Origin of the sequence: Clostridium sp. JS66 (assembly GCF_033561535.1) — a bacterium.
Lineage (GTDB): Bacteria > Bacillota > Clostridia > Clostridiales > Clostridiaceae > Clostridium_AM > Clostridium_AM carboxidivorans.
In genome coordinates this window covers 3,870,171-3,895,615 of the sequence record NZ_CP131467.1, presented here as the reverse complement: position 1 = coordinate 3,895,615, position 25,445 = coordinate 3,870,171, and the positions used below count along the sequence as shown (strand labels likewise).

General features: G+C 31.5%; 22 protein-coding genes and 1 pseudogene. 13 read left to right on the top strand and 10 right to left on the bottom strand.

What is annotated here, in order from left to right; all coding sequences use genetic code 11:
• Positions 1 to 32: 32 nt before the first annotated feature.
• A complete protein-coding gene (gene kdpB, locus Q6H37_RS18040) occupies positions 33 to 2,093 on the top strand; it encodes a potassium-transporting ATPase subunit KdpB (protein WP_318734856.1) in 2,061 nt (686 codons plus the stop codon).
• A gap of 31 nt (positions 2,094 to 2,124) precedes the next feature.
• Positions 2,125 to 2,751: a K(+)-transporting ATPase subunit C gene (locus Q6H37_RS18035; RefSeq protein WP_318734854.1), complete on the top strand. Its 627-nt coding sequence runs from the start codon at positions 2,125 to 2,127 to the stop codon at positions 2,749 to 2,751.
• A gap of 103 nt (positions 2,752 to 2,854) precedes the next feature.
• Here the strand turns inward: Q6H37_RS18035 and Q6H37_RS18030 are convergent, their stop codons facing one another.
• Entirely contained in the window at positions 2,855 to 3,289 is a 435-nt protein-coding gene (locus Q6H37_RS18030; protein WP_318734852.1) for a hypothetical protein, read from the bottom strand.
• Between the two features lie 275 nt (positions 3,290 to 3,564).
• Here Q6H37_RS18030 and Q6H37_RS18025 point away from each other — a divergent pair, with 275 nt between their 5' ends.
• The 8 genes from Q6H37_RS18025 to hflX all read left to right on the top strand — a co-directional run bounded on the left by Q6H37_RS18025 (position 3,565) and on the right by hflX (position 15,051).
• Positions 3,565 to 5,397, top strand: a complete 1,833-nt coding sequence (locus Q6H37_RS18025) for an ATP-binding protein (RefSeq protein ID WP_318734850.1) — start codon at positions 3,565 to 3,567, stop codon at positions 5,395 to 5,397.
• An 18-nt stretch (positions 5,398 to 5,415) separates the two neighbouring features.
• Positions 5,416 to 5,997 carry a response regulator gene (locus Q6H37_RS18020; protein ID WP_318734848.1) on the top strand — a complete coding sequence of 194 codons (582 nt, stop codon included), beginning with the start codon at positions 5,416 to 5,418 and terminating at the stop codon, positions 5,995 to 5,997.
• Between the two features lie 85 nt (positions 5,998 to 6,082).
• Positions 6,083 to 7,090 (top strand): aldo/keto reductase, encoded by a 1,008-nt coding sequence (locus Q6H37_RS18015; protein ID WP_318734845.1) that lies wholly within the window; start codon positions 6,083 to 6,085, stop codon positions 7,088 to 7,090.
• Positions 7,091 to 7,384: 294 nt separating this feature from the next.
• On the top strand, positions 7,385 to 8,323 hold the full coding sequence (locus tag Q6H37_RS18010; RefSeq protein WP_318734842.1) for an AEC family transporter: 939 nt from the start codon (positions 7,385 to 7,387) through the stop codon (positions 8,321 to 8,323).
• 73 nt (positions 8,324 to 8,396) lie between these two features.
• Complete coding sequence (locus Q6H37_RS18005) at positions 8,397 to 10,259, top strand: sigma 54-interacting transcriptional regulator (protein ID WP_318734840.1); 1,863 nt, start codon at positions 8,397 to 8,399, stop codon at positions 10,257 to 10,259.
• A gap of 129 nt (positions 10,260 to 10,388) precedes the next feature.
• The gene (locus tag Q6H37_RS18000) at positions 10,389 to 11,321 is read left to right on the top strand and encodes an alpha/beta fold hydrolase (RefSeq protein WP_318734837.1); all 933 of its coding nucleotides are present in this window, start codon (positions 10,389 to 10,391) and stop codon (positions 11,319 to 11,321) included.
• 890 nt (positions 11,322 to 12,211) lie between these two features.
• Positions 12,212 to 13,690 carry an Lsa family ABC-F type ribosomal protection protein gene (locus Q6H37_RS17995; RefSeq protein WP_318734835.1) on the top strand — a complete coding sequence of 493 codons (1,479 nt, stop codon included), beginning with the start codon at positions 12,212 to 12,214 and terminating at the stop codon, positions 13,688 to 13,690.
• Positions 13,691 to 13,782: 92 nt separating this feature from the next.
• On the top strand, positions 13,783 to 15,051 hold the full coding sequence (gene hflX, locus Q6H37_RS17990; RefSeq protein ID WP_318734832.1) for a GTPase HflX: 1,269 nt from the start codon (positions 13,783 to 13,785) through the stop codon (positions 15,049 to 15,051).
• Between the two features lie 544 nt (positions 15,052 to 15,595).
• Here the strand turns inward: hflX and Q6H37_RS17985 are convergent.
• Entirely contained in the window at positions 15,596 to 15,772 is a 177-nt protein-coding gene (locus Q6H37_RS17985; RefSeq protein ID WP_318734830.1) for a 4Fe-4S binding protein, read from the bottom strand.
• Between the two features lie 24 nt (positions 15,773 to 15,796).
• Complete coding sequence (locus tag Q6H37_RS17980; RefSeq protein ID WP_318734828.1) at positions 15,797 to 16,168, bottom strand: pyridoxamine 5'-phosphate oxidase family protein; 372 nt, start codon at positions 16,166 to 16,168, stop codon at positions 15,797 to 15,799.
• Between the two features lie 207 nt (positions 16,169 to 16,375).
• Here Q6H37_RS17980 and Q6H37_RS17975 point away from each other — a divergent pair, with 207 nt between their 5' ends.
• The gene (locus tag Q6H37_RS17975) at positions 16,376 to 16,879 is read left to right on the top strand and encodes an Rrf2 family transcriptional regulator (protein WP_318734825.1); all 504 of its coding nucleotides are present in this window, start codon (positions 16,376 to 16,378) and stop codon (positions 16,877 to 16,879) included.
• Here Q6H37_RS17975 and Q6H37_RS17970 read toward each other — a convergent pair.
• Positions 16,877 to 16,978: pseudogene (locus Q6H37_RS17970) on the bottom strand (elongation factor G-binding protein); the annotation flags it as partial. The gene Q6H37_RS17975 and the pseudogene Q6H37_RS17970 overlap by 3 nt on opposite strands.
• A gap of 994 nt (positions 16,979 to 17,972) precedes the next feature.
• Here Q6H37_RS17970 and Q6H37_RS17965 point away from each other — a divergent pair.
• Positions 17,973 to 18,692, top strand: coding sequence for an MBL fold metallo-hydrolase (locus Q6H37_RS17965; RefSeq protein WP_318734822.1), 720 nt, complete (start codon positions 17,973 to 17,975; stop codon positions 18,690 to 18,692).
• A gap of 124 nt (positions 18,693 to 18,816) precedes the next feature.
• Here the strand turns inward: Q6H37_RS17965 and Q6H37_RS17960 are convergent, their stop codons facing one another.
• On the bottom strand, positions 18,817 to 20,253 hold the full coding sequence (locus Q6H37_RS17960; protein WP_318734820.1) for an amino acid permease: 1,437 nt from the start codon (positions 20,251 to 20,253) through the stop codon (positions 18,817 to 18,819).
• A 288-nt stretch (positions 20,254 to 20,541) separates the two neighbouring features.
• Between Q6H37_RS17960 and Q6H37_RS17955 the strand changes: the two genes are divergently transcribed.
• Positions 20,542 to 21,006 carry a YbaK/EbsC family protein gene (locus tag Q6H37_RS17955; RefSeq protein ID WP_318734817.1) on the top strand — a complete coding sequence of 155 codons (465 nt, stop codon included), beginning with the start codon at positions 20,542 to 20,544 and terminating at the stop codon, positions 21,004 to 21,006.
• An 89-nt stretch (positions 21,007 to 21,095) separates the two neighbouring features.
• Here Q6H37_RS17955 and Q6H37_RS17950 read toward each other — a convergent pair whose 3' ends face one another.
• The 5 genes from Q6H37_RS17950 to Q6H37_RS17930 form a co-directional block, all read right to left on the bottom strand.
• The gene (locus tag Q6H37_RS17950) at positions 21,096 to 22,490 is read right to left on the bottom strand and encodes a 4Fe-4S binding protein (RefSeq protein WP_318734814.1); all 1,395 of its coding nucleotides are present in this window, start codon (positions 22,488 to 22,490) and stop codon (positions 21,096 to 21,098) included.
• Between the two features lie 18 nt (positions 22,491 to 22,508).
• Positions 22,509 to 23,045, bottom strand: coding sequence for a FixH family protein (locus tag Q6H37_RS17945; RefSeq protein WP_318734812.1), 537 nt, complete (start codon positions 23,043 to 23,045; stop codon positions 22,509 to 22,511).
• Between the two features lie 53 nt (positions 23,046 to 23,098).
• Complete coding sequence (locus Q6H37_RS17940) at positions 23,099 to 23,923, bottom strand: polyprenyl synthetase family protein (protein ID WP_318734811.1); 825 nt, start codon at positions 23,921 to 23,923, stop codon at positions 23,099 to 23,101.
• Between the two features lie 123 nt (positions 23,924 to 24,046).
• The gene (gene ubiE, locus Q6H37_RS17935; RefSeq protein ID WP_318734809.1) at positions 24,047 to 24,751 is read right to left on the bottom strand and encodes a bifunctional demethylmenaquinone methyltransferase/2-methoxy-6-polyprenyl-1,4-benzoquinol methylase UbiE; all 705 of its coding nucleotides are present in this window, start codon (positions 24,749 to 24,751) and stop codon (positions 24,047 to 24,049) included.
• Between the two features lie 61 nt (positions 24,752 to 24,812).
• Entirely contained in the window at positions 24,813 to 25,433 is a 621-nt protein-coding gene (locus tag Q6H37_RS17930) for a type II CAAX endopeptidase family protein (protein ID WP_318734806.1), read from the bottom strand.
• Positions 25,434 to 25,445 lie beyond the last annotated feature (12 nt).

The following is a 25,445-nucleotide window of genomic DNA, read 5'->3' as shown; positions in this document are numbered from 1 at the left end:
ATTTTGTAAATATTAAAGAAGGAGTATTTGGTATGAGTAATAATAAAAAAAATAAATTTATTACCAAGAAAATAGTTGGTGAAGCTGTAGCTGAATCTTTTCGAAAGTTAAATCCAAAATATATGATTAAGAATCCAGTTATGTTTGTTGTTGAGATAGGCTTCTTTATATCATTAGTGCTAACATTTTTTCCAGCCATATTTGGGGATACTGGTAATAATTTAAGAACCTATAATTTAATTGTTGCGTTAATTCTATTTATAACTGTTCTCTTTGCAAATTTTGCGGAAGCTGTAGCAGAAGGACGTGGTAAAGCACAAGCGGAAAGCTTAAAGAAAACCCGTAAAGACACTATGGCTAAGCTTTTAGATAACAAGGAAAATGTAAAAGTAATAAGTGCAAGTGAATTAAAAAAGGGAGATATTGTTCTTGTTGAAACAGGGGAATTAATTCCTAATGATGGTGAAGTCATACAAGGACTTGCTTCTGTAGACGAATCGGCTATAACTGGAGAATCTGCACCAGTTATGAAGGAAGCTGGTGGAGATTTTGCTTCTGTTACTGGTGGAACTAAGGTTGTAAGTGACTGGTTAAAGGTTAAAATAACAGCTACACCTGGTGAATCCTTTCTTGATAAGATGATTGCACTAGTAGAAGGTGCATCCAGACAAAAGACACCAAATGAGATAGCTTTAAACACAGTACTTGTTAGTTTAACATTAATATTTTTAATAGTCTTGGTAGCTCTTTATCCTATGGCTATGTATTCAGGTGTTAAAATTCTTATATCCACATTGATTGCACTGCTTGTATGCCTTATACCTACAACTATTGGAGGACTTTTATCAGCTATAGGTATTGCTGGTATGGACAGAGTAACAAGATTTAATGTTATAGCTATGTCAGGTAAAGCAGTTGAAGCTTGTGGTGATGTTAATACAATGATACTTGATAAAACAGGTACTATAACTTATGGCAATAGATTGGCAGCTGAATTTATCCCAGTTTCAGATGCTAAAATTGAAGAGCTTATTGATTACTCTGTAATATCTTCACTTAAAGATGATACTCCAGAAGGAAAATCCATAGTTGAGCTTGGAAATAAGCTGGGAACTAAAGTAGAAGCAGCCAAGTATGAAAATTTAGATTTTATAGAATTTACAGCTCAAACCAGAATGAGTGGAGTGGATTTGAAGGATGGAAGAAAGGTTAGAAAGGGAGCACAAGATTCAATTAAGAAATTTGTAGTTGAAGCAGGTGGTGAAATTCCAAAAGATTTGGATGAAAATCTAACTAAAGTTTCAAAGTTAGGTGGTACACCACTGGTAGTATGTGTAGATAATAAAATATATGGAGTTATATATTTAAAGGATACAGTAAAGCCTGGTCTTGTAGAAAGATTTGCAAGACTTAGAGAAATGGGTATAAAGACTGTAATGTGTACAGGAGATAACCCTTTAACTGCAGAAACAATTGCCAGAGAAGCTGGTGTTGATGAATTTATAGCAGAAGCTAAACCAGAAGACAAAATAGAAGCTATAAAGAAGGAACAGAGTGAAGGGAAAATAGTTGCCATGACAGGTGATGGAACTAATGATGCACCAGCCCTTGCTCAGGCAGATGTAGGTCTTGCTATGAATAGTGGTACTACAGCAGCTAAGGAAGCAGCGAATATGGTTGACTTAGATTCTGATCCAACAAAGATATTAGAGGTTGTTGAAATTGGAAAGCAGCTCCTTATAACAAGAGGAGCATTAACTACCTTCAGTATTGCAAATGACGTTGCCAAGTACTTTGCCATAATACCTGCCATATTTACTGTAGCAATACCTCAAATGCAGATTTTAAATGTTATGAGATTATCAACGCCTTCCAGTGCAATACTTTCAGCATTAATATTTAATGCTATAATAATTCCAGCATTAATACCTATTGCCATGCGAGGTGTAAAGTATAAACCTATGAAATCAGAAATGCTTCTACTTAGAAACATGATGGTATTTGGTGTTGGTGGAATGGTGGTGCCTTTTCTTGGTATTAAAGTAATAGATTTAATTATAACACCATTGTTAAGAATCTTGAATTTAAGTTAATTTATTGATTTTATAAAAGGAGATTGAAATCATGAAAACATTAAAAAGATCAATTCTCATAAGTGTTGTGTTCATGATCTTATGTGGAATAATATATCCGTTAACCATGACAGGAATAAGTCAGCTTGTTTTGAATAAAAAGGCTAATGGAAGTATGATAGTTGTGGGTGGAAAAGAGGTTGGCTCTGAGCTAATTGGTCAAAGTTTTACCGATCCAAGATTTTTCCATGGAAGAGTTTCAGCAGTTAACTATAATACCTATACTGAAGCAGATACAAAGCCTGATAAAAGTGGTAAAATTGCATATGGTGGAGTGTCTTCTGGATCACAAAATCTTGCGCCATCAAATAAAGCATTAGCTGATAGAGTTCAAAAGGATATAGCAGATTTTTTAAAAACTCATCCTGGGGTAAAGAAAGAAGATATACCTACAGATTTACTTACAAGCTCAGGTTCAGGACTTGATCCGAATATAAGTCCTGAGTCAGCAAAGATACAGATGCCTGCTGTTTCAAAAGCTACAGGTATAAGTGAGACTAAGCTTCAAAGCATTGTAAACAAATATACTGAAGGAAAAGCTTTAGGAATGTTTGGAGAACCTAGAGTTAACGTTCTTAAAGTAAATATAGAAATAGCAACAGTCTTAAACAAAATTTAATTTAACCTTTGCATATACAAAGTTTTTATTAGAGGACAGAGGACAATTGTCCTCTAAAAAAGCCTCTTTACATTAGATTAAAATCAAATGTAAAGAGGCTTTTTTAAATGGCTTTATTTTCTGAAACATTAACTATTTCATCAAAATAGGACTTTGCATGAGCTTCAGTAACTTTTATCTTAAGACAGTTGTTCATAACTCTTGTCCCACTTATCACTAGATTGAACTCTTCACCAGCTTCTTTTATAACAGGTACAGATTCGCCAGTTATTGAGGATTCATCCACAAGTGCTAGTCCTTCAATTACTTCTCCATCAATGGGAATAATATCGTTAGCTTCAGCAATAATTATATTTCCTTTTTTTAAGTCACAAGCATTTATTAATTTAATATTTCCCTTTTTCGTTATAAGCTTAGCAATTCTTTTATCTGTAGTGCTGTTGAGACTTTTTGCTTGTGTATTTTTTCCCTCTAAAGTATGCTTTGTAAAAGATACAAACAGAGTTTTGAAAAAGCCTTTTTTTTCATCCTTACTCATTTCATTTCACCTCTATAATGAATAAATAATTGTAAACATAAAATTCCTAGTATTAGAATAATTATATCTCTTATAATTTTTTAGCTGAAGTTTTGAAAATAGGCTAAATTTACATTTTCCTATCTATTAAATGTAATCTTACTTAATTATTGTGTAAAGTCGTAGGTATATTTGCTGTTTTCTCAATTTAATGTTCGTTCTAACAATTGACCTTAGTTAATTATAATCTTATACTGATGAGTAAATGCAAAGTGTAGTGGTGGATTGGAGGATGTATGATAAAAACGCTTAAGGGTAAAATTTCAGTAGTATATATATGTCTTGTTTTAATGATTGCAATAGTAGGTTTTACTTCTGTACTTAGTTTTCATGTAATTAGTAAATCAATAGATGGATTGATGATAAACAATTATAAAAGTATAAATGCAGTGAATAATATGATTGAAGCTATTGATGTACAGAATATGGACATATTAAATTATCTTAACAATGAGCAAATAGGAATTGATTCCTTTTATAAAAATGGTGATGAATTTTACAAATGGTATAATATTGAAGCTAATAATATAACAGAATCAGGAGAAAAGGATTATGTAGCCAAGATCAATGGGGATTACACTAAATATATGGTGCTGTTTTCAAAGTTGCAAGCAATAAAGAACAAGCAGGGAACAGATAAAGCTTTTGATTTTTACAATAAACAAATTATAACTTTATATAATAATTTAAAAGTTGAGTTAAAGGGTTTATCTTCCTTAAATGAAAAGGCTATGTTTGGAGGAAAAGATAAAGTAACTAATGATACTATAGTAATAATGTATATAATTTTAGGATTATCCTCTGCTGCGGTAATAGGAGGTTTCTTCATATCAACATTTTTTATAAACAAATTTTTAAAACCAATATATACACTTACAGAAGGTATAAAGTCTGTTAAAGAAGGGGAATTATATAAAGAAATATCTGTAGCATCAAGTGATGAAATAGGACTTTTATCTCGTGAATTTAACAATATGACAAAGAGGCTTCAGCAGTTTGAATATAGTAATAAGGGGAAGCTTTTAAAGGAAAAAAACAAATCTATAGCTATTGTAAAGAGCATATCTGATCCCTTAATTGTTTTGGATACAGATTATAAGATGATTTTGCTGAACAATGCTTGTGAAGATATTTTCGGGATAAAGGAAGAGGATGTTTTAAATAAACATTTTCTAGAAGGTATAAGAAATGGAGAATTATACGAATATATATCTAGTGTTTACAAAGAAGATAATGAAAAAAGATCAGAAAAGATAATGAATATTAAAGTAAATGGAAATGATTATTATTTTAATATTATTTCTACAGCTATACAAGATAGGGATTCAAAAGCATATGGAATAGTTGTATTGCTCCAAAATGTTACTAAACTTAAACAACTTGAAAAAATAAAAACGGATTTTATGGGAACTATATCTCATGAATTGAAGACACCTTTAACTTCAATAATGATGGGCTTGAGTTTGATTACAGATAAAAAAATAGGAGTTCTAAATGAAAAGCAGGAAACAATTGTAGATACAATGAAAGATGATGGAGAAAGACTTTCTAGTCTTATAACTGAGTTACTTCAACTTTCTAAAATTGAATCAGATAAAGCTATATTCAGTATGGAACAATGTTCTATTATTGGAGTAATTGAAAATTGTATAAAAAGATTCAACGATCAAGCACTATCTAAAGAAGTAAATCTGTATTATGAAGGAGATGAAGAATTTCCAAAGATAACAATTGATGCAGAAAAAATATCCTGGACTTTGAACAATTTAGTGTCAAATGCATTGAAATATGTCAATGCTGGAGATGAAATTTCCATAAAAGCAGTGGTAAAGGACAAGAAAATGTATATTTCAGTTGAAGATACAGGAGTAGGGATTCCTGAGGAATACCAGAAGATAATATTTGATAAGTTTGTTCAAGTGAAAGATGGAGATTTAGAAATGAGAAGCAGTGGTTTAGGTCTTGCCATTGCAAAGGAAATTGTAGAAGCTCATGGTGGTGAAATTTGGTGTGAGAGCATATTAGATATAGGAAGCAAATTTACGTTTACTCTTCCTATATATGATTAAGCTATAAAGGAGGTATTTATGAAAAAAGCATTAGTAGTGGATGATACTAAAAACATTAGAACTTTACTTACTACATGTCTTGAAATAAATGATTATGAAGTCATTACAGCTAAAAGTGGACATGAAGCAATGGAGCTGTTAAATACTGAAAAATTTGATTTGGTATTTTTGGACATAAAGATGCCTGAAATAAGTGGAACTTCTGTTTTAAAAGAAATGAGGGAAATGGGAATAGATATTCCTGTAATAATTATGACTGCATTTGCTACAGTTAAGAATGCAGTGGATTGTACAAGACTTGGAGCTGTAGCGTATTTGCAGAAGCCTTTTACTGCAGAAAAAGTTAAATCAGTGCTAAATGAAATTTTTAATAATGATGATAACATGGATGATTTAGAAAGCTTATTAAAGCATAGCAAAGAATTAATTGAAGCTGGAAAGAATGAAGATGCATATAATATTTTGAAGAAGGCTTTATCTATAAATCCTTCTTGTTCAGAGGTATATTATCTAATTGGAATAGTTCGTGAAAAAAATGGAGATGTGAGGCAAGCACAAAAATTTTATGAAACTGCAGAGAGATTTAAAATAGATAAATAGTTAAATTTAATAGGTGCCCTAAAAATGCTTGACTTAGAGTTAACTTTAAGTGGTAAACTATATGTTGAGAAGGGGGTAGAATTAAATGGATAATGTAACATTAGGAAAAACAGGATTAGTTGTAAGTAAAAATGGATTTGGAGCACTTCCTATCCAGCGTATTACAAAAAAAGATGCTGTTTATTTATTGCAGAAAGCATTTTATAATGGCATCAATTATTTTGATACTGCTAGATGGTATTCAGATAGTGAGGAAAAGCTTGGTGCTGCTTTTTGTTATACTAGAGACAAGATTATTATTAGTACGAAGACAGGAGCTCAAACAGCAGAGGATTTTTGGAAGGATTTAAATCAGAGTCTTGAGAATTTACAGACGGATTACATAGATATATATCAGTTCCACAATCCAGCTTTTTGTCCAAAACCAGGTGATGAATCTGGACTTTATGATGCAATGCTAGAGGCAAAAAAACAAGGGAAAATAAGATTTATAGGAATTACAAATCATAGATTATCAGTAGCAAAAGAAGCTATAGAATCAAATTTATATGATACTTTACAATTTCCATTTTCTTATCTTGCAAGTGATGCAGATGTGGAATTGGTGAAAGCTTGTAAGAAAAATAATATGGGTTTTATTGCAATGAAAGCTTTATCAGGAGGACTTATTACAGATTCTTCTACGGCCTATGCATATCTTGCACAATTTGATAATGTTGCACCAATATGGGGAATGCAGAGGGAAAGTGAACTGGATGAATTCTTGTCCTACAATGATGCGCCTCCTGTTTTAACTGAAGATATGAAGAAGAAAATTGAATATGACAGAAAAGAGCTTGCTGGTGATTTCTGCCGTGGCTGCGGTTACTGCATGCCTTGTCCAGCTGGAATTGAAATCAATAATTGTGCAAGGATGAGCCTTCTTCTTCGTAGAGCTCCTCAGGAAATGAATCTTTCTAAAGAGTGGCAGGAAAAAATGAGAAAAATTGAAGATTGTCTTCACTGCAATCAATGCATGAGTAAATGTCCATATGGATTGAATACTCCAGAGCTTTTGAAAAAAAATTATGAGGATTATAAGACTTTCTTATAAGACGAGGAATTTTAGTATTCAATACATTAAGAAGTAGCTTTTTTAATTTGATTTATAGTTCATAAATTGTTACATATAGTAATGCTGTGTTACTATATGTAACAATTTTTTTTAGCGTTATAAAGAAATTTTATGAAGATAATTTTGAGGCAAAGATCATGGGTTAGGGGACTTGCCTATATATAATACATTATAAAACAGTGTATAATGGAAAATGTTTATATAAAGATATGGTTGGCATAATTATTGCTCTGTTTTTTATAATGTATATTTTACAAAAGAGGAGGATATAAAATGGTAATTTTAAATGCCTTAGGTAGTGTTTTCAGCATTGTTTTAATGATTTCAGCAGGATTGATTTTATCTCATAAAGGATGGTTTGATGAAAAAATCTCTAAGGCTTTTTCAAAGTTAGTATGTAATTTAGCTATTCCTTGTCTTATGATTTCTCAGTTTAGTGAAAACTTTGATAAGGATAAATTGATTAGTTTAAGTAAAGGATTAATTGTTCCATTTACATCTATGGCACTTTGCTATTTGGTTGCTGTATTGGTTTCTAAGGTCATTAAGGTTAAAGAAGGGCGAATTGGCATTTTTAGATCAATGTTTTTTGTATCTAATACAATGTTTATTGGGCTTCCAGTAAATATGGCCTTGTTTGGAGAAAAAAGTATACCTTATGTGCTTCTATACTATATAGCTAATACTGCTTTCTTTTGGACTATTGGTGCATATGAAATTAGTAAAGATGGACAATCTGGTAAAGCTGATATTTTTTCACTTGCTACAGTAAAGAGAATTATGTCTGTACCACTTATAAGCTTTATAATAGCAGCTGCTCTTGTGTTATTAAATGTTCATTTGCCTAAATTTATTTTAGATACTTGTAAATATTTTGGTAATTTAACAACACCTTTAGCTATGCTTTTTATAGGTATAACTATTTATTTTGCCAACTTAAAGCAATTTAAATTCAGTCTTGACATGCTGGCAATATTTTTAGGAAGATTCCTTGTTTCCCCAATGCTGGTTTATGTGTTGTGTATTTTTATACACATCCCTCTGCTTATGGAAAAAGTATTTGTAATTCAAGCTGCAATGCCAGTTATGACTAATACTGCTATAGTTTCAAAAAGCTATAATGCCGATTATGATTATGCTGCAATCAATACAATTATAACAACTATATCTAGTATACTGGTTATTCCTATTTACATGTTATTGTTAAGCTAATCAACTTTTGCAAAATAGCTACTTTTACTATAATATATTAATAATGATTTTGTTAATCCAGGAGGAAATTCATATGAAACCTATTCTTATAGTTGCTCCTAACAGCGACATTTTAAAAATATCTAAAAGAGTTGCTAAAAAATATAAAGAGGTTAGTGTTCAATTAGGATTAATAGATAAAGCTGTTGAAGTAGCAAAAAAATCAGAACATATGGGTGTGGAAGTTTTAATATCGAGGGGGATAACTGCTAAAATTTTAAAAGAAGAGGTTCCTTCTGTAGCTTTAGTTGAAATGATAGTTTCTTCCTATGATATATTTAGTACTATTGCTCTTGCTAAAAAGTATGGAAAGAATATTGTTGTTTTAGGCTTTAAAAGTTTAGTAGAGGAAGTTCAGCAAATAGGGCCTATTTTAGATATAAACTTAAAAGCTTACCATATTGAACATGAAGAAGAAGGAGAGTCATATATTAAAAAAATAATTGCTTCAGGGGGGAAGATAGATTCTATTTTGGGTGGAACAGTAGCTGAAAATATAGCTTCTAAGTTTGGAATTCATACTGTGCATCTGGAGACAGGGGAAGCGGCAATAGAGAAAAGTATAAAGGAAGCAGTAAGGATACTTGAGGTTAGTCGAAAGGAAAAAGAAAAGGCTGAACAATTCAAGGCTATTTTGAATCACATTAATCAAGGTGTAATTTCCATAAATAAAGAAGGTAAAGTTACTACCTTCAATCCTGGAGCGGAGAAAATAACTGGTATTATTGAAAAAGATATTTTAGGAAAAGATATCATTAATTTTATGTCAAATACAAAGCTTATTGATGTAGTTAAAACAGGAATGCCAATACTAAGTCAATTACACAATATAGGTAAAACTGAAATACTCACCAATGATATTCCAATAATTGTAGATGAGAAAGTAGTGGGTGCAGTATCTACCTTTGAAGATGCTGCGAAAATTCAAGAATATGAACAAAAAATCCGCAGTAACCTTAGAGATAAGGGATATATAGCAAAATACAGTCTTTCAGACATCATAGGTGAAAGCGAGATAATACAAAATATTAAGAAGAAATCTTTAAAATATGCTGTCACTGATAGTACAGTGCTAATTGTTGGTGAAAGTGGTACGGGTAAGGAAATGTTTGCTCAAGGAATACATCTATCTAGTAAGAGAAAAAATGGTCCCTTTGTAGCTTTAAACTGCGGTGCAATACCTGGAAACTTGATAGAAAGTGAACTATTTGGTTATGAAGAAGGTGCTTTTACTGGTGCAAGCAGAAAAGGTAAGACGGGATTATTTACTGAAGCTCATGGTGGAACCATATTTTTAGATGAAATTGGAGAACTGCCCGTTGAATTTCAAGCAAGATTGCTGAGGGTTATTCAGGAAAGGGAGGTTAGGCCATTAGGATCTAACAAAGTCATTCCCATTGATGTTCGCATAATTGCTGCTGCAAATAAAGATTTGCTTAAAGAAATTGAAAAAGGAAATTTTAGAAGTGATTTGTATTATCGTTTGAATATTTTAAGTGTAAGAGTTCCTACATTGATGGAAAGAAGAGAGGATATAGGAACTATTTTTAAGCATTTTTTAAATATCATGTGCTTTAGATTCAATAAGGTAGTGAAGATATCTGAAAAAGCAATAAATATATTAAAAGAGTATAATTGGCCAGGTAATATAAGAGAACTGGAAAATATCACAGAGAGACTTGTAGTGCTTGCTGAAGATGAAATAACAGATGAATTAATTAAAGAGGAGCTTGGAGATTTTATGCATTATAAAGATGAAAATGTAGGCTCTTTAGAATATTTAAAACAAAATCAAATTTTAAAAGTTTTATCAGAGTGCAAAGGAAATCAAACTTTAGCTGCACAGAAGCTTGGAATAAGCCGTACTCATCTATGGCGTCTTTTAAAAAAATATTGATCATGAATTATTGTTATTAAGACATTTGAAAGTATGTATGTGTAAATTCTTATAACATTGTAAACGATTGAATGTATAGGGAAAAGAAGGTATAATTAGTATATAATTTTATTTAAGGGGAGGGTTATTATGTCATTTCAAGAAAAAAGTTTTAAGTCATTTAATGAACAAGACACAGTGCAAGCGTGGATTTATACTCCAATTCGTAAACCACGTGGAATTGTTCAGCTTGTACATGGTTTTGGAGAACATTCACGTAGATATTTACATATGATATTAAAGCTGAATGAGGCAGGTTTTGTAGTTGCAGCAGATGATCATGTAGGACATGGAAAGACAGCCAGTGATTCAGGCAACTGGAGTGATTGGGGCGATAAAGGTTATATGACAATGACAGAAGATGAACATACTCTTCGTAAAATTGTACAGGAAGAATACCCTAACTTACCTTATTTCATGTATGGACACAGTATGGGTTCCATGATTGCCAGATGTTATGCTGCTGCTTATGGAAAAGGAATGGATGGTTTGATTTTGTGTGGAACTTCAGGTGTGTTCCCAAATGCAGCTGAACTTGTACCTGTTTTGGAAAAAGAAATAGATGAAGGTAAGGGTAAAGAAATTGATCTTGCTTCTTTGGACAAGCTTTTAGGTTGGATGACAAAGCGTTGTGAAAATGTTACTACAGCAAATGACTGGATTTGTGGTGATCCTGATGTGGTAGCAGACCATGCAAATGATCCATTCAATAATTTTAAAACACCACCTAATGTACGTTCATTGCATCATTTTGTTAAAATGATGGACAGTATTGTTGGAACACAGTGGGCAGAAAAAGTACCAACATCAATTCCTGTTTATAATATGGCTGGAGATCAAGATCCAGTTGGTCAGTATGGAGAAGGCGTTTATGCTGTATCTAATTGGCTTGCAGAAACAGGACATAAGGTAAAAACAAAAGTTTATCCTGGAAAACGACATGAAATCCATAACTATCGTGACATTAGGGATGAAGTTGAGGATGGAATGATAGATTTTATAAATAGCATTATTGAGAAATAGTAGGCAAAATGTTAGATATAAATGGAGATCAGTTATCAGTGTAAGGTTATAATATAATTACTATAAAATTTCTAGGATTAGAAACGATGAACCTTATCATAAATGACGTAGACTTTTTTGTATAAGCATTATAAAATAGGACTTACCATAATAAAGTAGGTCATTGTTTATTATTATGTTGTGACAAAATAATAAATAAAAGAATGGGAGTTTAAATTACTCTTAGTAGCATGGATGATAAAACATGAAAATGTATTTTTATTGGCAATGGTGGTTCTGATGAATTAATGGGTGCAGAAGAACTAGGTATAAAGACTATATTAACAAGTTATCTATTAAAAGGAGTGAACAACGGCTAAATACCTTAAGGGAACTTGCAGACTATTATGTTGAAAACTTAGGATATATAAGGATTGTTCTTATTATGCCATAGATTGACTTGAACTGTTTGTTGCATTATGAAAGCAAGTGTGATATAATCTGAGCAAATATGATGATAGGAGCTGAAAAGATGATTAATTTTTCTTGCTGGTTTTACCAAGCATAATAAAGTCGTGGGGTCGTACAATACCACTTTTTTGTTGTGCATATGTAAGAAATTAATTGTTTTTTCGCTCAGAAAATATATACTCGCTATGCCTCTAATAGGGGTTTGCCTTTGCTGTATTTATGAGCTGCAAGAATAATAATTTCTTGCAGCTCTTATTTTTTACAAATCATGAGAATAAGTAGGAGGGATTATACAATGGATAATAAAGATACTTCGTTAACGCATGATAATCTTCATATAAAGCCGGATACTTCGGGCGACACTTATATGGAGTAATACCAGTCGCCTATGCCTCCGACTTTGTTATTTGTACTTTTAATTACAAAGGAGGATAAAAAATATGTCTTTAATAAATGTAACAAACCTGACCTTCGCTTATGAAGGCAGTTGTGATAATATTTTTGAAAATGTAAGCTTTCAAATTGATACCGATTGGAAATTGGGCTTTACCGGAAGAAATGGACGAGGAAAAACTACATTTCTGAATCTTTTACTTGGTAAATATGAGTATACTGGAAATATTTCAGCGAATGTAACCTTTGAATATTTTCCTTATAAGGTGAAGGAAGAAGAAAATTTTACTATAGATATCATAAGAGAAATCAGTCCAAATTCAATGGATTGGGAAATAATGAAAGAATTATCGCTTTTAGATATAGACGATGATGTTTTATACAGACAGTTTTATACACTATCAAAAGGAGAAAAGACCAAAGTATTGCTTGTTGCTATGTTTTTGAAGGAGAACTCCTTCTTACTTATTGATGAACCTACTAATCATTTGGATGCTGAAGCTAGAAAAAAACTAAGTAATTACCTTAGAAAAAAGAAAGGATTTATTCTTATCTCACACGATAGGTATTTTTTGGATAATTGTATTGACCACGTTCTTTCAATAAATAAGACAAATATAGAAATACAAAAAGGTGATTTTTCTAACTGGTGGGAAAATAAGCAGAGGCAGGATAACTTTGAGCTTGCAGAAAACGAGAAGCTTAGAAAAGATATTAATCGCTTATCAGAGTCTGCTAAACGAACAAGTAATTGGTCACATGAAGTAGAAAAATCAAAAAAAGGAACAACAAACTCTGGATCCAAGCTTGATAAAGGTTATGTTGGACATAAAGCTGCTAAGATGATGAAACGCTCTAAGTCAATTGAAAGCAGACAGCAAGCTGCTATTGAAGAAAAGTCTAAGTTTCTCAAAAATATCGAAAGCTCCGACAGCCTGAAGATGTCCCAACTTGTTTATCATAAAAACAAATTTGTGGAACTTGAGAATGTTTCGATTTTTTATGGTGACACCATGGTCTGTAAAGAGGTTAGCTTTAGTATTGAGAAAGGTGAGCGAATTGCACTTAAAGGTAAAAATGGCTCAGGAAAATCAAGCCTTATTAAGCTTATTTGTGGTGAAGATATAAACTACACAGGTAATTTCAATAAAGGAAGTCAGCTTAAAATATCCTATGTGTCCCAGGATACATCTCAGCTTAAAGGCAGCTTAACTGACTACGATTTAGAAAGCAATATTGACGAAAGTCTTTTTAAAGCTATTTTAAGACAGCTTGATTTTTCAAGAACTCAATTTGAAAAGGATATGTCATCTTTTAGCGGTGGCCAAAAGAAAAAAGTACTCATTGCAAAAAGTCTTTGTGAGAAAGCTCATTTGCATATCTGGGATGAACCACTTAATTTTATTGATATTATCTCTCGTATGCAGATAGAAGAGTTACTGCTTAAATATTCACCAACCTTACTGTTTGTTGAACATGACAGCGAATTTTGCAAAAATATTGCAACAAAGATTTTTGAGCTTTAGCCTTATGAATGAGAGTATGTTAAAATGGGTAGGTGACAGGACTACCCTTTTTATTTGTATAAAGTGGAATGGTAATGGAGGTCGTAAGCTGTATGGAACAAAAACAAAGAGCAATAATTGTAGGCTGTAATCTCAAAAATGATAAGGAATTTTTAAATATGATGAAAGAGCTATCTAGTCTAGCTGATGCATGTGATATTGAGGTAGTTGGTGAAATTACTCAAAAATTAGAGCGAGTGTATTCCTCTCATTATCTAGGTAAGGGAAAAATCCAAGAATTGTTTACATTAATTCATGAGAAAGATGTGAACGTGGTTATTTTTAATGATGAGTTGTCTCCTTCACAAATTCGCAATTTGGATACGGCTTTAAAATGCAAGGTAATAGATAGAACGGCTCTGATTTTGGACATTTTGGCTAAGAGAGCTAAAAGCAAAGAAGCACAGCTGCAGGTAGAAATAGCAAAATTACAATATGTTCTGCCGAGAGTAACTGTACTTGTAGGATCATTAAGTCGGCAGGAAGGAAGTGTAAGATTTGTAAGCAGAGGTTCAGGAGAAATAAAACTTGAACTTGATCACAGAAAGATAAAGGATAAAATCAGTAGGCTGCAAGCAGAACTGGAAACGCTTGTAATTCAACGTCAGAATCAAAGAAAACAGCGCAAAAAATCAGGAATACCTGCAGTTGCTTTGGTAGGATATACAAATGCAGGTAAGTCAAGCATTATGAATTCCTTGATAGATTTGTACGGTTCTTCAATTGATAAAAAGGTATTTGAAAAGGATATGTTATTCGCTACCTTAGAAACTTATGTAAGAAACATTAAGCCGCCCAATAATAAATCCTTCCTGTTAAGTGATACAGTAGGGTTTATCAGTAAGCTACCTCACCAGCTTGTAAATGCATTCCGCTCAACTTTAGAGGAAATTACTGAAGCTGATATACTGGTTCATGTAGTTGACTATTCAAATCCTAATTACAAACAACACATTAAAATTACAAAGGACACACTAAAAGAGTTAGGTGCAGATACTATCCCTATTATTTATGCTTATAATAAGACAGATTTAGTTGAGGGTGAAATCACAAAAGATGAGAAAGACTGCATATATATTTCTGCTAAAAATAATACAAAAATAGATGAGCTAGTAAATGAAATTTCCAAGAGGGATTTTCCACAGCACGTTTTCTGCCAGCTGTTAATCCCCTATGAAAAAGGAAATATATTGTCATACCTTAAGGATAATGCCAATATCAAATCAACTGAGTATAACAGTAATGGAGTGCTGATATTCATGGAATGTAATGAATCAGATTATGAAAGATATAAGCAATTTGAAAGCCTGATTAAAATATAATTATCTTCGTATAGTTACACTAGTATTTATTTGCAGTTCTTATCGACTTAAAATAAATCCATTAAAAATTATATTATATTTTGTAAGGAAGTTTAAAATTACTAAAAGTGAACCTTACAATAAGTGATGTAGACTTTTTTAGAGTGATGTATGTAGAAGCATGCCATGAATAAGTTTAGATTTTTACTAAATTTGGAAATAAATTATTAATCGACTCCGATATTGAAAACCACTACGGTATTAGAAAATTCTAGTACCGTTTTTAGATTTTTGAATTTAGAATTATTAAAGAAAAACATATTTACTACAATGGAGTCATAGTTTAATTCTGTTTTGCTAATATGGTTACTTTCCAAAGGCAAAAAATAAAATATAAAATAATCTTAAATTAGATCTAAATAAAATTTAGATCTAATTTACATCGCCTATAAGATTTATAGAAATAGTAAAAAAGATGAAGTTTAAGTAAAAACATTGGAATCAGTACATAGGTATAGTTTCCTCAAATAACGAAGATAATTCAATTTTAAACTTATTCTTTCAGTTATTTTTCAGAAATACATTTTCTAGGACAAGTCAATTGGCAAGCTCCACAGTCAACACAAGCAGATTCAGTGATTATTCTTTTTCTATCTTTGTCCTCTACGATAGACCCAATAATGCATACTTGCTCACAAGTTCCGCAACCTACACAATCTGATTTATTAATTCTTCTAGGCATAAGTCTCTCCTTACATGTAGAAAATTATAGTGTTTGTTTGCATGAAGTAACTGTAACTTCTAATGTTCTTGTAAGGAATGGGCACTTTTCTTTCATCATCTTGAAGTTATCTCCATCTTTTAGAAATTTAGCAGTTCCTTCAAGCAAAAATCCAGTTCCGGGATATTGGTAGCCCATTACCTCCTTACTACCAAGAGTTAATTTAACTTTAGGGTTAGCATTAACATTTTCTTCTGTTTTAATCATAGCAGCTGCAGGAATTAAGATTTTATTTCCTTCTACAATAATTAAATAACTGTTCCATGTATTAACTACGTGAGCTTCATTATTTGCACAAGTTACAATAGAAACTACTCCTTCATGATTTAGCACATTAAAAAATTTTTCTGTAAACATTCTATATTCCTTCTTTCTTATAAATTATAGATAATAAATATCGTGGATTAACATTATCTATAATTATAATATGATTTTTTTCTTCTTTTGTCAATAAAAATAGTTTGTAAAAGAGTATATATTTAATTCTGTATGATTATCTTGAATGAGAATTAATAATAGGATATTATTAATAAAAGAACGATAATATATCAAAGGAGTGCGAAAATGAAATTTTCAGTAGGAGTAGAGTATGCAATTCATTGCTTGCTATATATGGTAAACTCAGAAGAAGGTAAATCTGTGGGGATAAGGGATTTAGCCACATTTCAAGGTATATCGGAAACTTATTTATCAAAAGTATATGCAAAATTAAGTAAGTCAGGAATTATAAAATCTATGCCAGGTGTAAGAGGTGGTTATGCACTAGCTCATAGTGCAGAAGATATAACTTTTTGGGATATTGTTGAAGCAGTAGAAGGAAGTGAACCGTTTTTTCAATGTGCAGAAATTAGACAAAATAATATATTATTAGATAAAGATAATTTACCCGATACGCATACCAAATGTCCTTGTTTAATAAAAGTTGTAATGTTAGAAGCAGAAGATGAAATGAGAAAATATTTAAGTAATAAGACATTGGCATGGCTATATGATGAGGTATATAATAAAAAACTTCCTAAGGAAGTCAAAAATGCAACAATTGAATGGTTTAATAATAGAAAAAAGTAATTTAAGTTTCTTTTTCTTTTTAAACAATCTACTAATTTGTGGATTTGTAATGTTTGGCATTCCATATACATATTCATTCAACTCGCCTAAATACTTATCAAGGATGTTAAGCATGAAAAAAGTATGTGGTATATCTGTTACAGCAAAGCATATCATAAGTAACATAGATTTTATCTAGAACCGTTCATATGACTAGTTTTAATAAGAATTTAAGTATTCTAAACCGTATCATAATCTAGGTGAATTATAAGAATATGTTTATTTTTATAAAAAGTTTCATATAATATAAATAAGAAGTGCCTAGTGTTGGTAGCACTAAGCACCCTTAAAACATTTATTTTGTTTTAAATGAATGAAGAACTCTAAACAGGTGAGGATTCTTCATTTTTTCTTTTAAGAAAGTGCTTTTGTATTCTTTCATCGAACTTGGGATTAGCCTTGATAATTGTTATGTATGGGTTAATGGTTATATCCTTAATGATAAGCTGTAAGATAAGCCTGTGAAATTGCAGCAGTTTGTAAATTGAATTGAAGAATTATGATAAAACAACATAGTTCCTTCCTTGAGCTTTTCCTTTATATAATACATCGTCTGCTTTTTTTATAATTTATAAACTCATTTTGAAGTTTTTATATAATATATCTCCGGTTGTATAGCCCGGTTAATGAATCTGTTTTTGAAATCAACTCCAACCTCTCCAGGTTAAATTGCATGGAGACTATTTGAGATGCTGAAGATATCCATACAAATACGAGTTAGTGCATTAAGCTCCAAGCAAAGACTGTAATAACACAGAACATATTTTGTTAGGAGTTGCTTTAAAAGAGATATTTAATCAAAATAGTTTTGTGCAGTTTTTGCTTTAATAATGGAAGTTCGGTTAAGGAATTAGCAAATAAATATTATCTTACTCAAAATAGTATTAGGAAAATTTATTAGAAAATATAAAATGTATTATAAATAAATCATGAGAGCATGTATGCTTATAGTTAGGATGTGGGAATAAATAATACATAAATATTTATAGACTAACTACAAGTTTCAAATATGTGATACTATTTAAGTACTAGATTATTGTTAGGAGTGATTAGCATGGGTAAGATAAATATATTAGAAGTGTCTTTCAAATTTGGTGACAAAAACGACACTATTTATCCTGTAATCCTAGAAGATGAAAATGAGATGGTACTAATAGATTGTGGATATCCTGATTTTTTCAGATTGATAGAAGATGTTGCAATAAATAATGGAGTTAATATAAAAAAGTTGTCTAAAATAATTATAACCCATCATGATTTTGACCATATGGGAGCACTAGCAGAATTTAAGAGACAATATCCTAATATACAGATATTAGCATCTAAAGAAGATGCACCATATATTAATGCTGAAAAAAAATCGTTAAGACTACAACAAGCTGAAAGTATATATGATTCTTTAACAGAAGAGGAAAAAGAGCAAGCGAATTATTTTCATAAAATCCTTGAAGCAGTAGAAAGTTGTAATGTAGATCTAACATTGAAAGATAAAGATTATTTAGAGTTTTGTGGAGGAATTGAAATAATAGCTACACCTGGACATATGCCAGGTCACATATCTATTTATCACAAAGAAAGTAAATCATTAATAACTGGAGATGCTTTGGTTGTAGAAAACGGAAATTTAGATATTGCACTACCTCAGTATACTTTAGACATAGAAGAGGCTAAAAAGTCTATTAAAAAGTTTTTATATTATGATATTGATAGAATAATATGTTATCATGGTGGAATATATGAAAATGAGATAACGAGAACACTTAAAAACATTTAATATTAAATCAATCTACAGTCATTAAATTATACTTGAATATTATACCGTAATTATGTAAAAATATATATTTCGTAAATAATAAAGAGGGAGAAGTCTCAGCTGATAGGGATTCTCCTTCTTATATTTATTTATCTTTGTTTTTATTTTTTCTTGCCAATTCCTTGGAAAATTCTGTTACAAATTTACCATGATGCTTTCTAATATCAATACTTCTATCAGTAGTATCTTTTACTTCAGATTTATTGAAAAATTTTATTGCCATGTAAATTACTGAAAAAAATGCCACCATTACAATTCCAGCTATAAGTCCTGCTTCCTGTCCAGGGATAAAGGGCATGCTGAATATAACAACAATCATACCTATTAAAGTAAACCAGGAGCCATAAGGAAATCCAGGCATTTGGCATTTCCCATTAGGAGGGCATCCGCACATTTTACGAAACCGTATATGGCTGGCTAGAATTACTACGTAGGTAGAGAGTAGTGCAAATCCACTGGCGCTTATTAGGAATAAATACACCCTTGGAAATAGAAATCCAAACCATAATGTTAATAGCATGACAAAGCCAGAAAACAACATTCCACGATAAGGTATATCTTTTTTGTCCTTCAACCATTTTGATGCATGACCTTCATCTGCAATTGATCTCATCATTCTTCCAATTCCAAACATGGATGCTAGGGAAGCAGACAATATGGCTGTCATAAGTACCAGATTCATAACAGTACTAGCCCATCCCATTCCCCATCTATTAAGAGCTTCTACCATAGGACTTATATTTTCATTTAGTGCAGAGGTTGGAACTAAAGGAAGCAGTGCAATAGCAGAAAGTATATATAATCCTACAAGACCGAAAACGGTATTTCTAATTGCTTTAGGAATTGTTTCTTCAGGGTTAGAGGTTTCAGAAGCGGCTAATCCAATTATTTCAAACCCTGCATAGGCAAACATAACTATAAGCATACTTCCTGCAATTCCCTTTATTCCGCCCGGCATGAATGATTCCCTTGCAAGTTCGCCAATACCAACTGATGATATTCCAGGAAATGCTCCTATGATAAGTAAAGCTGATATAATAATGAAGAAGACTATAGCTACCAACTTTATAGCAGAAAGACTACTTGCCAATTTGCTTATCATTCTTGCTCCTAGTAAATTCAGTAAAGTAATAATAATTATTATCAAGCTTCCCATTAAGGCAATAGACATTTTAGGAAACCAATTACGTATCAAGATTGAAATAGCAGTAGCTTCACTGGACATTGACAGAATCATTCCAAGCCAATATACCCAACCAACAACAAATCCAGTTCCTGGACCAAAGTAATGTGCTGCAAAGGCACGAAATGAACCAGAATGAGGATTTGCCACAGTCATTTCCGATAAAGCATATAGTATAAAGTAAACCAATATTCCTCCCAATATGTAAGATATTATAACAGAGGGTCCAGCAGCATTAATAGCTACAGCTGTGCCCAGAAAAAATGAACCTCCTATAACAGAACCTAATGCCATCATTGTAAGATGTCCTGAAGACAATCCTTGATGCTTTTTTACCATAATATTATCCTCCTATACTGCACCTTCTAAATAACTGATAATATTATTCCTCAAATGTAAAAATGCATTCTCACAAAGTAAAATAAAAAAGAGGTTGGTATCATTTAGTGCTAGTCACTTTCAAATGTTTTTATATGATTGTGAGAATTTTTGAAAATGTGGTACAATTTAGTTGAAGTTTAAATTGGGATTGTAATATGGATATCCAAACCAGACACTCAACATATGTCGGAGTATAATTTAAGTGTCTATCGTAAATATATTTAAAATTGAAATGGAGTGATAAAATTGAAAGAGTTTGAGGAAAAATTGAGAGGGTATATGATAGAAAACAGCATAGATGCAGAACAGTATACTTATGAGAATACCTGTCACACTGTAGAAGAGGCTGCATCTGCTGCTCATGTATCTCCAAATGATATTGTAAAAAGCATATGTTTAATAGATGACGATGACAATCTTATTGTTGCTATTGTTAGAGGGAAAGATAGGGTAAGTACATCAAGGGTAGCAAAAGCATTAAATATAGAAATTCCCCAAATTGCAACTCCCGAAGAGGTATTGGATAAAACCGGATACATATGTGGCGGGGTACCGTCATTTGGCTATGAAGCGATATTTCTAATTGACCCAAAAGTTATGGAAAATGATCTCATTTATACTGGTGGAGGATCACCTTATTCATTAACAAAAGTTTCAACAAAAGTATTACATCAGATAAATAAAGGCCAAATAGTTAGAGTAAGAAAATGATTAAGAGAAATAAAATTAATAGAGGATAATGCATGGAGAATTTTATGAAGAAAATGCTATCAGAAAAATATTTCCTGATAGCATTCAAACTACATACGCATTGCCATTGGAAGTGAGAATAGTAATATGTTTACAATAGCTAATATTAGCATTAAAACACCGTATACCATTGAAGTTTTTAGAGACTTACCATTCTTATCACCATAATTACTCTTAGCAAGTTTATAAGCAGTATATATTGATCCTATAGTTCCAAGAACAATTAAAATATATTGAAGAGCTTGTATTGTTGGAGTATCCAAAATTGCTGTTGAACCATGCATCTTCATTCCAAATAGCCCCATAAAAGCATAAAAGATTGATTTACCTTCTGCTAATAGATGGAAAAGGTTATGAGCTATATGGGCAGCCATGTCTAAAGGAATGATAGCATATCCAAACTTAGTAAAGTTTTGTTTAACAGAATCTCCATTGAATTTCTTAGCAATGAATCCTGTTACTAATAGCATTATTATAGGAATTAACATTGCTATAATAAATGTTATAGTGAAAGTTACATAGTAGCTAGTTGTACCTGTAGCTTTTTCAAGCTCATTTAATATAGGCTGCCATATATTAAGCATAGTAATATTTTGTACAAATACTATACCCATAATTACAATGGAAAGAAAGGATTCTTCAAGCTTTGGCTTGCGAATAAACCATAATTCTCTAGTAGGTACACGTCTAGATATTCTAATAGAATTATTAGGACAACTCTTTACACAGTTTCCACAGAAGTTACATTCTGCATTAGTATCCATAATTCTTGGAAATTCAAACATAGGACATCCTGCTGCTTTATCACTTCCTTTATAACAAGCAGCAACATTACATTTAGCACATTTTTCAGGTGTACCTCTAAGTTCCATCATTCCTGTTCTACTATAGTTGGCAGATAAACCACCTAAAAAGCAGACATATCTACACCAAGTTCTACGTTCAAATATAGCACCAGAAGCTATTACACCAAGTGTAATCAGCAATAGTAGATTACCAGATCCTCTTGGAGACTCAACAACACCAAAAATGTGATCACTCCAGGTAATTAGAAGGAATATGGCATCAATTATCCAAATTCCATATTTTTTTAGAAATTTAGGTACTGGTTTATTATTACCAACAAATTTTTGAACTAAATCATTAAGTGTTCCAAAAGGACAAATTGTACACCAGAACCTACCTAATAATAGCATTATAATTGGAAGTAAGGGCCACCATAATACCCATGTAGCAGCAGTTCCAAAGTTATCGTGAGCACTAGTAGAACCAAATAAAAGTTCATAAACTATAAAGGCAAATACTATTGCTACTGGCCATTGAAAAATACCAGGATACCATTTACTTTTCATAAAGTTTGCAAATTTTTTGTTATCTAGAAGATTTTTATCATCATATGAGAGTGCTTTTTCTTCATCAGTTAAAGTTTTCTTTTCTTTTGCCACAAAACATCATCTCACTTTCTATGACTTCAAAGCTTTTTTATTTTTCTTTGATATAGCAGCAGTTACTATAATTAGGAAAGCTATTATTAAGAATCCACCAACAATAAACCAGTTAGGGCCAGAACTTGCTACATCAACATCAAAATCAGCCATTTTTTTAGCATTATTTGCTGTAAAGCTTGTTTTAACTTTCCATTTACCTTTATCACTAAATTTTACAGTTCCAACATACTCGCCATCTTCATGACCTTTTGTAAATTGAACAGCTTCAGGCTTGGAGCCATCCATATTCATATCACCCATACTGCCTTTGTCCATTTCTACGGATACTTTAACATCAGCATTACTTATTGGTTTATTGTTATTATCAGATAACATCAATGTTAATTGGTTTTCACCAGTTTTAGCCTTATCTCCTGTCAACATAAGAGTTGTCTTAACTCCATCAACCGTCTTATCTATCTTTTTTCCACTGCCATCAGCTAACACTGATGTAGACAAAGTTAGAACAAGAGCTGAAATAATTGATAGTTTTTTCATTAGTTTGTTTTTCATTTTTATACACACTCCTTCTTGTAGTTATAAATTAAGTTTAAAGAAAATGGTTACTATAGTGCATTTTCTACTTTAGGACTATAAAAATCCAAAACATAATCTACTAACATAATTAAACTTTTCTTGTAAGCTGAGTCTTTTAAATTGTCAATAGAAGCTTTAGCAGCATATGCAAATTGAAAACCCTCTTCAATAGTTACATTTTTCATTGCAACGGCATCTCCATCCATATAGTCATCTAGTATTTGATATGCTATACCAAGGTTTTCACCGTATTTAGAAAGCATATTAGACTCTTCGTAAGTGCCATAAGCTATGCTGGCACCAAGCTGGCAACAAGCGCTCATAAAGGATGCTGTTTTTCCTAAAATGATTTTAAAATAGGTTTCACGATCTGGTGAAGGATTGTTAGCATTAAGTATTTCAGCTACAGACATTGATTCGGTAACTCTACCCATTACCCTAGCAAATTCTTTTGGTAGAGTATCTGAGAAAATAGTAAAGGCTCTTGAGTACAAAGCATCACCAGCAAGCACTGCTATTTTATTTCCAAAGGTTTTATTTAAGGTTCTTTGTCCACGTCTTAGTAAGTCGCCATCTATGATATCATCATGAATTAGGCTTGCGCTGTGAATAAGTTCTAGACCCATTGCTAGTTGAATTAAGTTATGTTTTGCAGATGGAGTAAGCTCGCTTTTAATAGCACCTGTAGATAAAAATGCTAATGTGGGTCTTAGACGCTTACCTGGAATTGAAAAAAAGTAACTAAATATGCCTTCTTTTGTAGTTCCGTCTAATTCTGCTGCAATTTTTTTAAATTCTAATTCAAGTTGATTAAGTTCTTTTATTATTGGGGTTGAGATTTTATTGAAGCTCATTTTTTCACCACCTATATATTCTAATTAAGAAAATTAATACATCATTTGTTTGATTATATCTCCACTAACAATTGTTATTATAGAGACTTGCTGTGAAGAAAATATGAAGATATAATTTAGTATCTATTTTTTTACTCCATAATGAATAGAAGCAATTCCAACAGTTAAAGATGTATAACCAGTATTTATAAAACCAGCATTATCAAATAAATATTTTAATTCATTTTTTGGCATAAACTTTTTTACAGAATTTCTAAGATAAGTATAAGCTTCTTTATCTTTTGTACCTATATAACCAATAGTAGGTAGAACGAATTTTAAATATGCTGCATGAAATTCCTTAAAAACAGGAAGTTCTGGATTAGAGAGCTCAAGACAAATTAGCTTTCCACCAGGTTTTAAGACTCTATGCATTTCTGATAAAGCTCTATTTTTATCTTTAATATTTCTAATACCAAAAGCAATTGTTACACATTGAAAACTATTATCTTCAAAAGGTAACTCTAAAATATCACCTTTTATTAGCTTAAACTTATAATTTTTCATGCTTTGATTAAGTCTTTTATATCCAACATTAAGCATAGCTTCATTGAAATCAAGCCCTATAACTTCAGTATCTTTTCCAACTTTTCTGCAGGCATAATTAATCATCTGCCCTGTACCACAGCATAGATCTAAGACTTTATCATTAGCTTTTAAAGCACATGCTTCTATAGCTTTTTTTCTCCACATTTTATCTATATTAAAAGTTAGAACTGAATTTAACTTATCATAGTTTCCTGCAATAGAAGAAAAAATATTTTGTACATCAATAGTATTATTAACCATATGAAATATACCTCTTTTCATAATTAAGTTTATAATGTTTTCCTACACATAACTAAAGAAATTACATTAGTGGAAGTAAAACAAATATTGTTAAATCCCAAATAGCGTGAGAGATAATTACTGGAATAAGGCTCTTCTCTTTTTTATAAAGCCATCCCCAGAATAATCCGCATACCAAAGCTGCTATAATTAGCATAAAATTGCCTGTAACAATATGCACAGCTGTATATAGTAAAACTGAAAATAAATATCCTTTGTTTTCTCCAAATTTCTTAGCTAAAGTATTTTGTATAAAGCCTCTCCAGTACAGTTCTTCACCTGGACCAATTATAAAAAATAGCAGCAAGCCTATTAGTGTCAGGTTAGCATTTGATTTATTACTATAAACTGATGATATTTGAGCATCCTTAAATGGAAATAAGTATGCGGATATAATGTTTCCAGCATAAAATATTCCGTATAAGACTATGGCTGAGACTACTCCAATAAAAATATATCTCACTTTTATTTTTCCGAAGGAAAAGATATCTCTATTAGCAAAGTAAGCCATCATTATCAATAATAATATTGATCCACTCATTTCTATCCAGAAATTAAAGGGTTTTATAACAAACATTAAGTACCATAATATTGCAGCTGCAAGCAGTGTAAAAGTTAAATATTTATAGTTTTTATTGTTCAAGGATAATGCCTC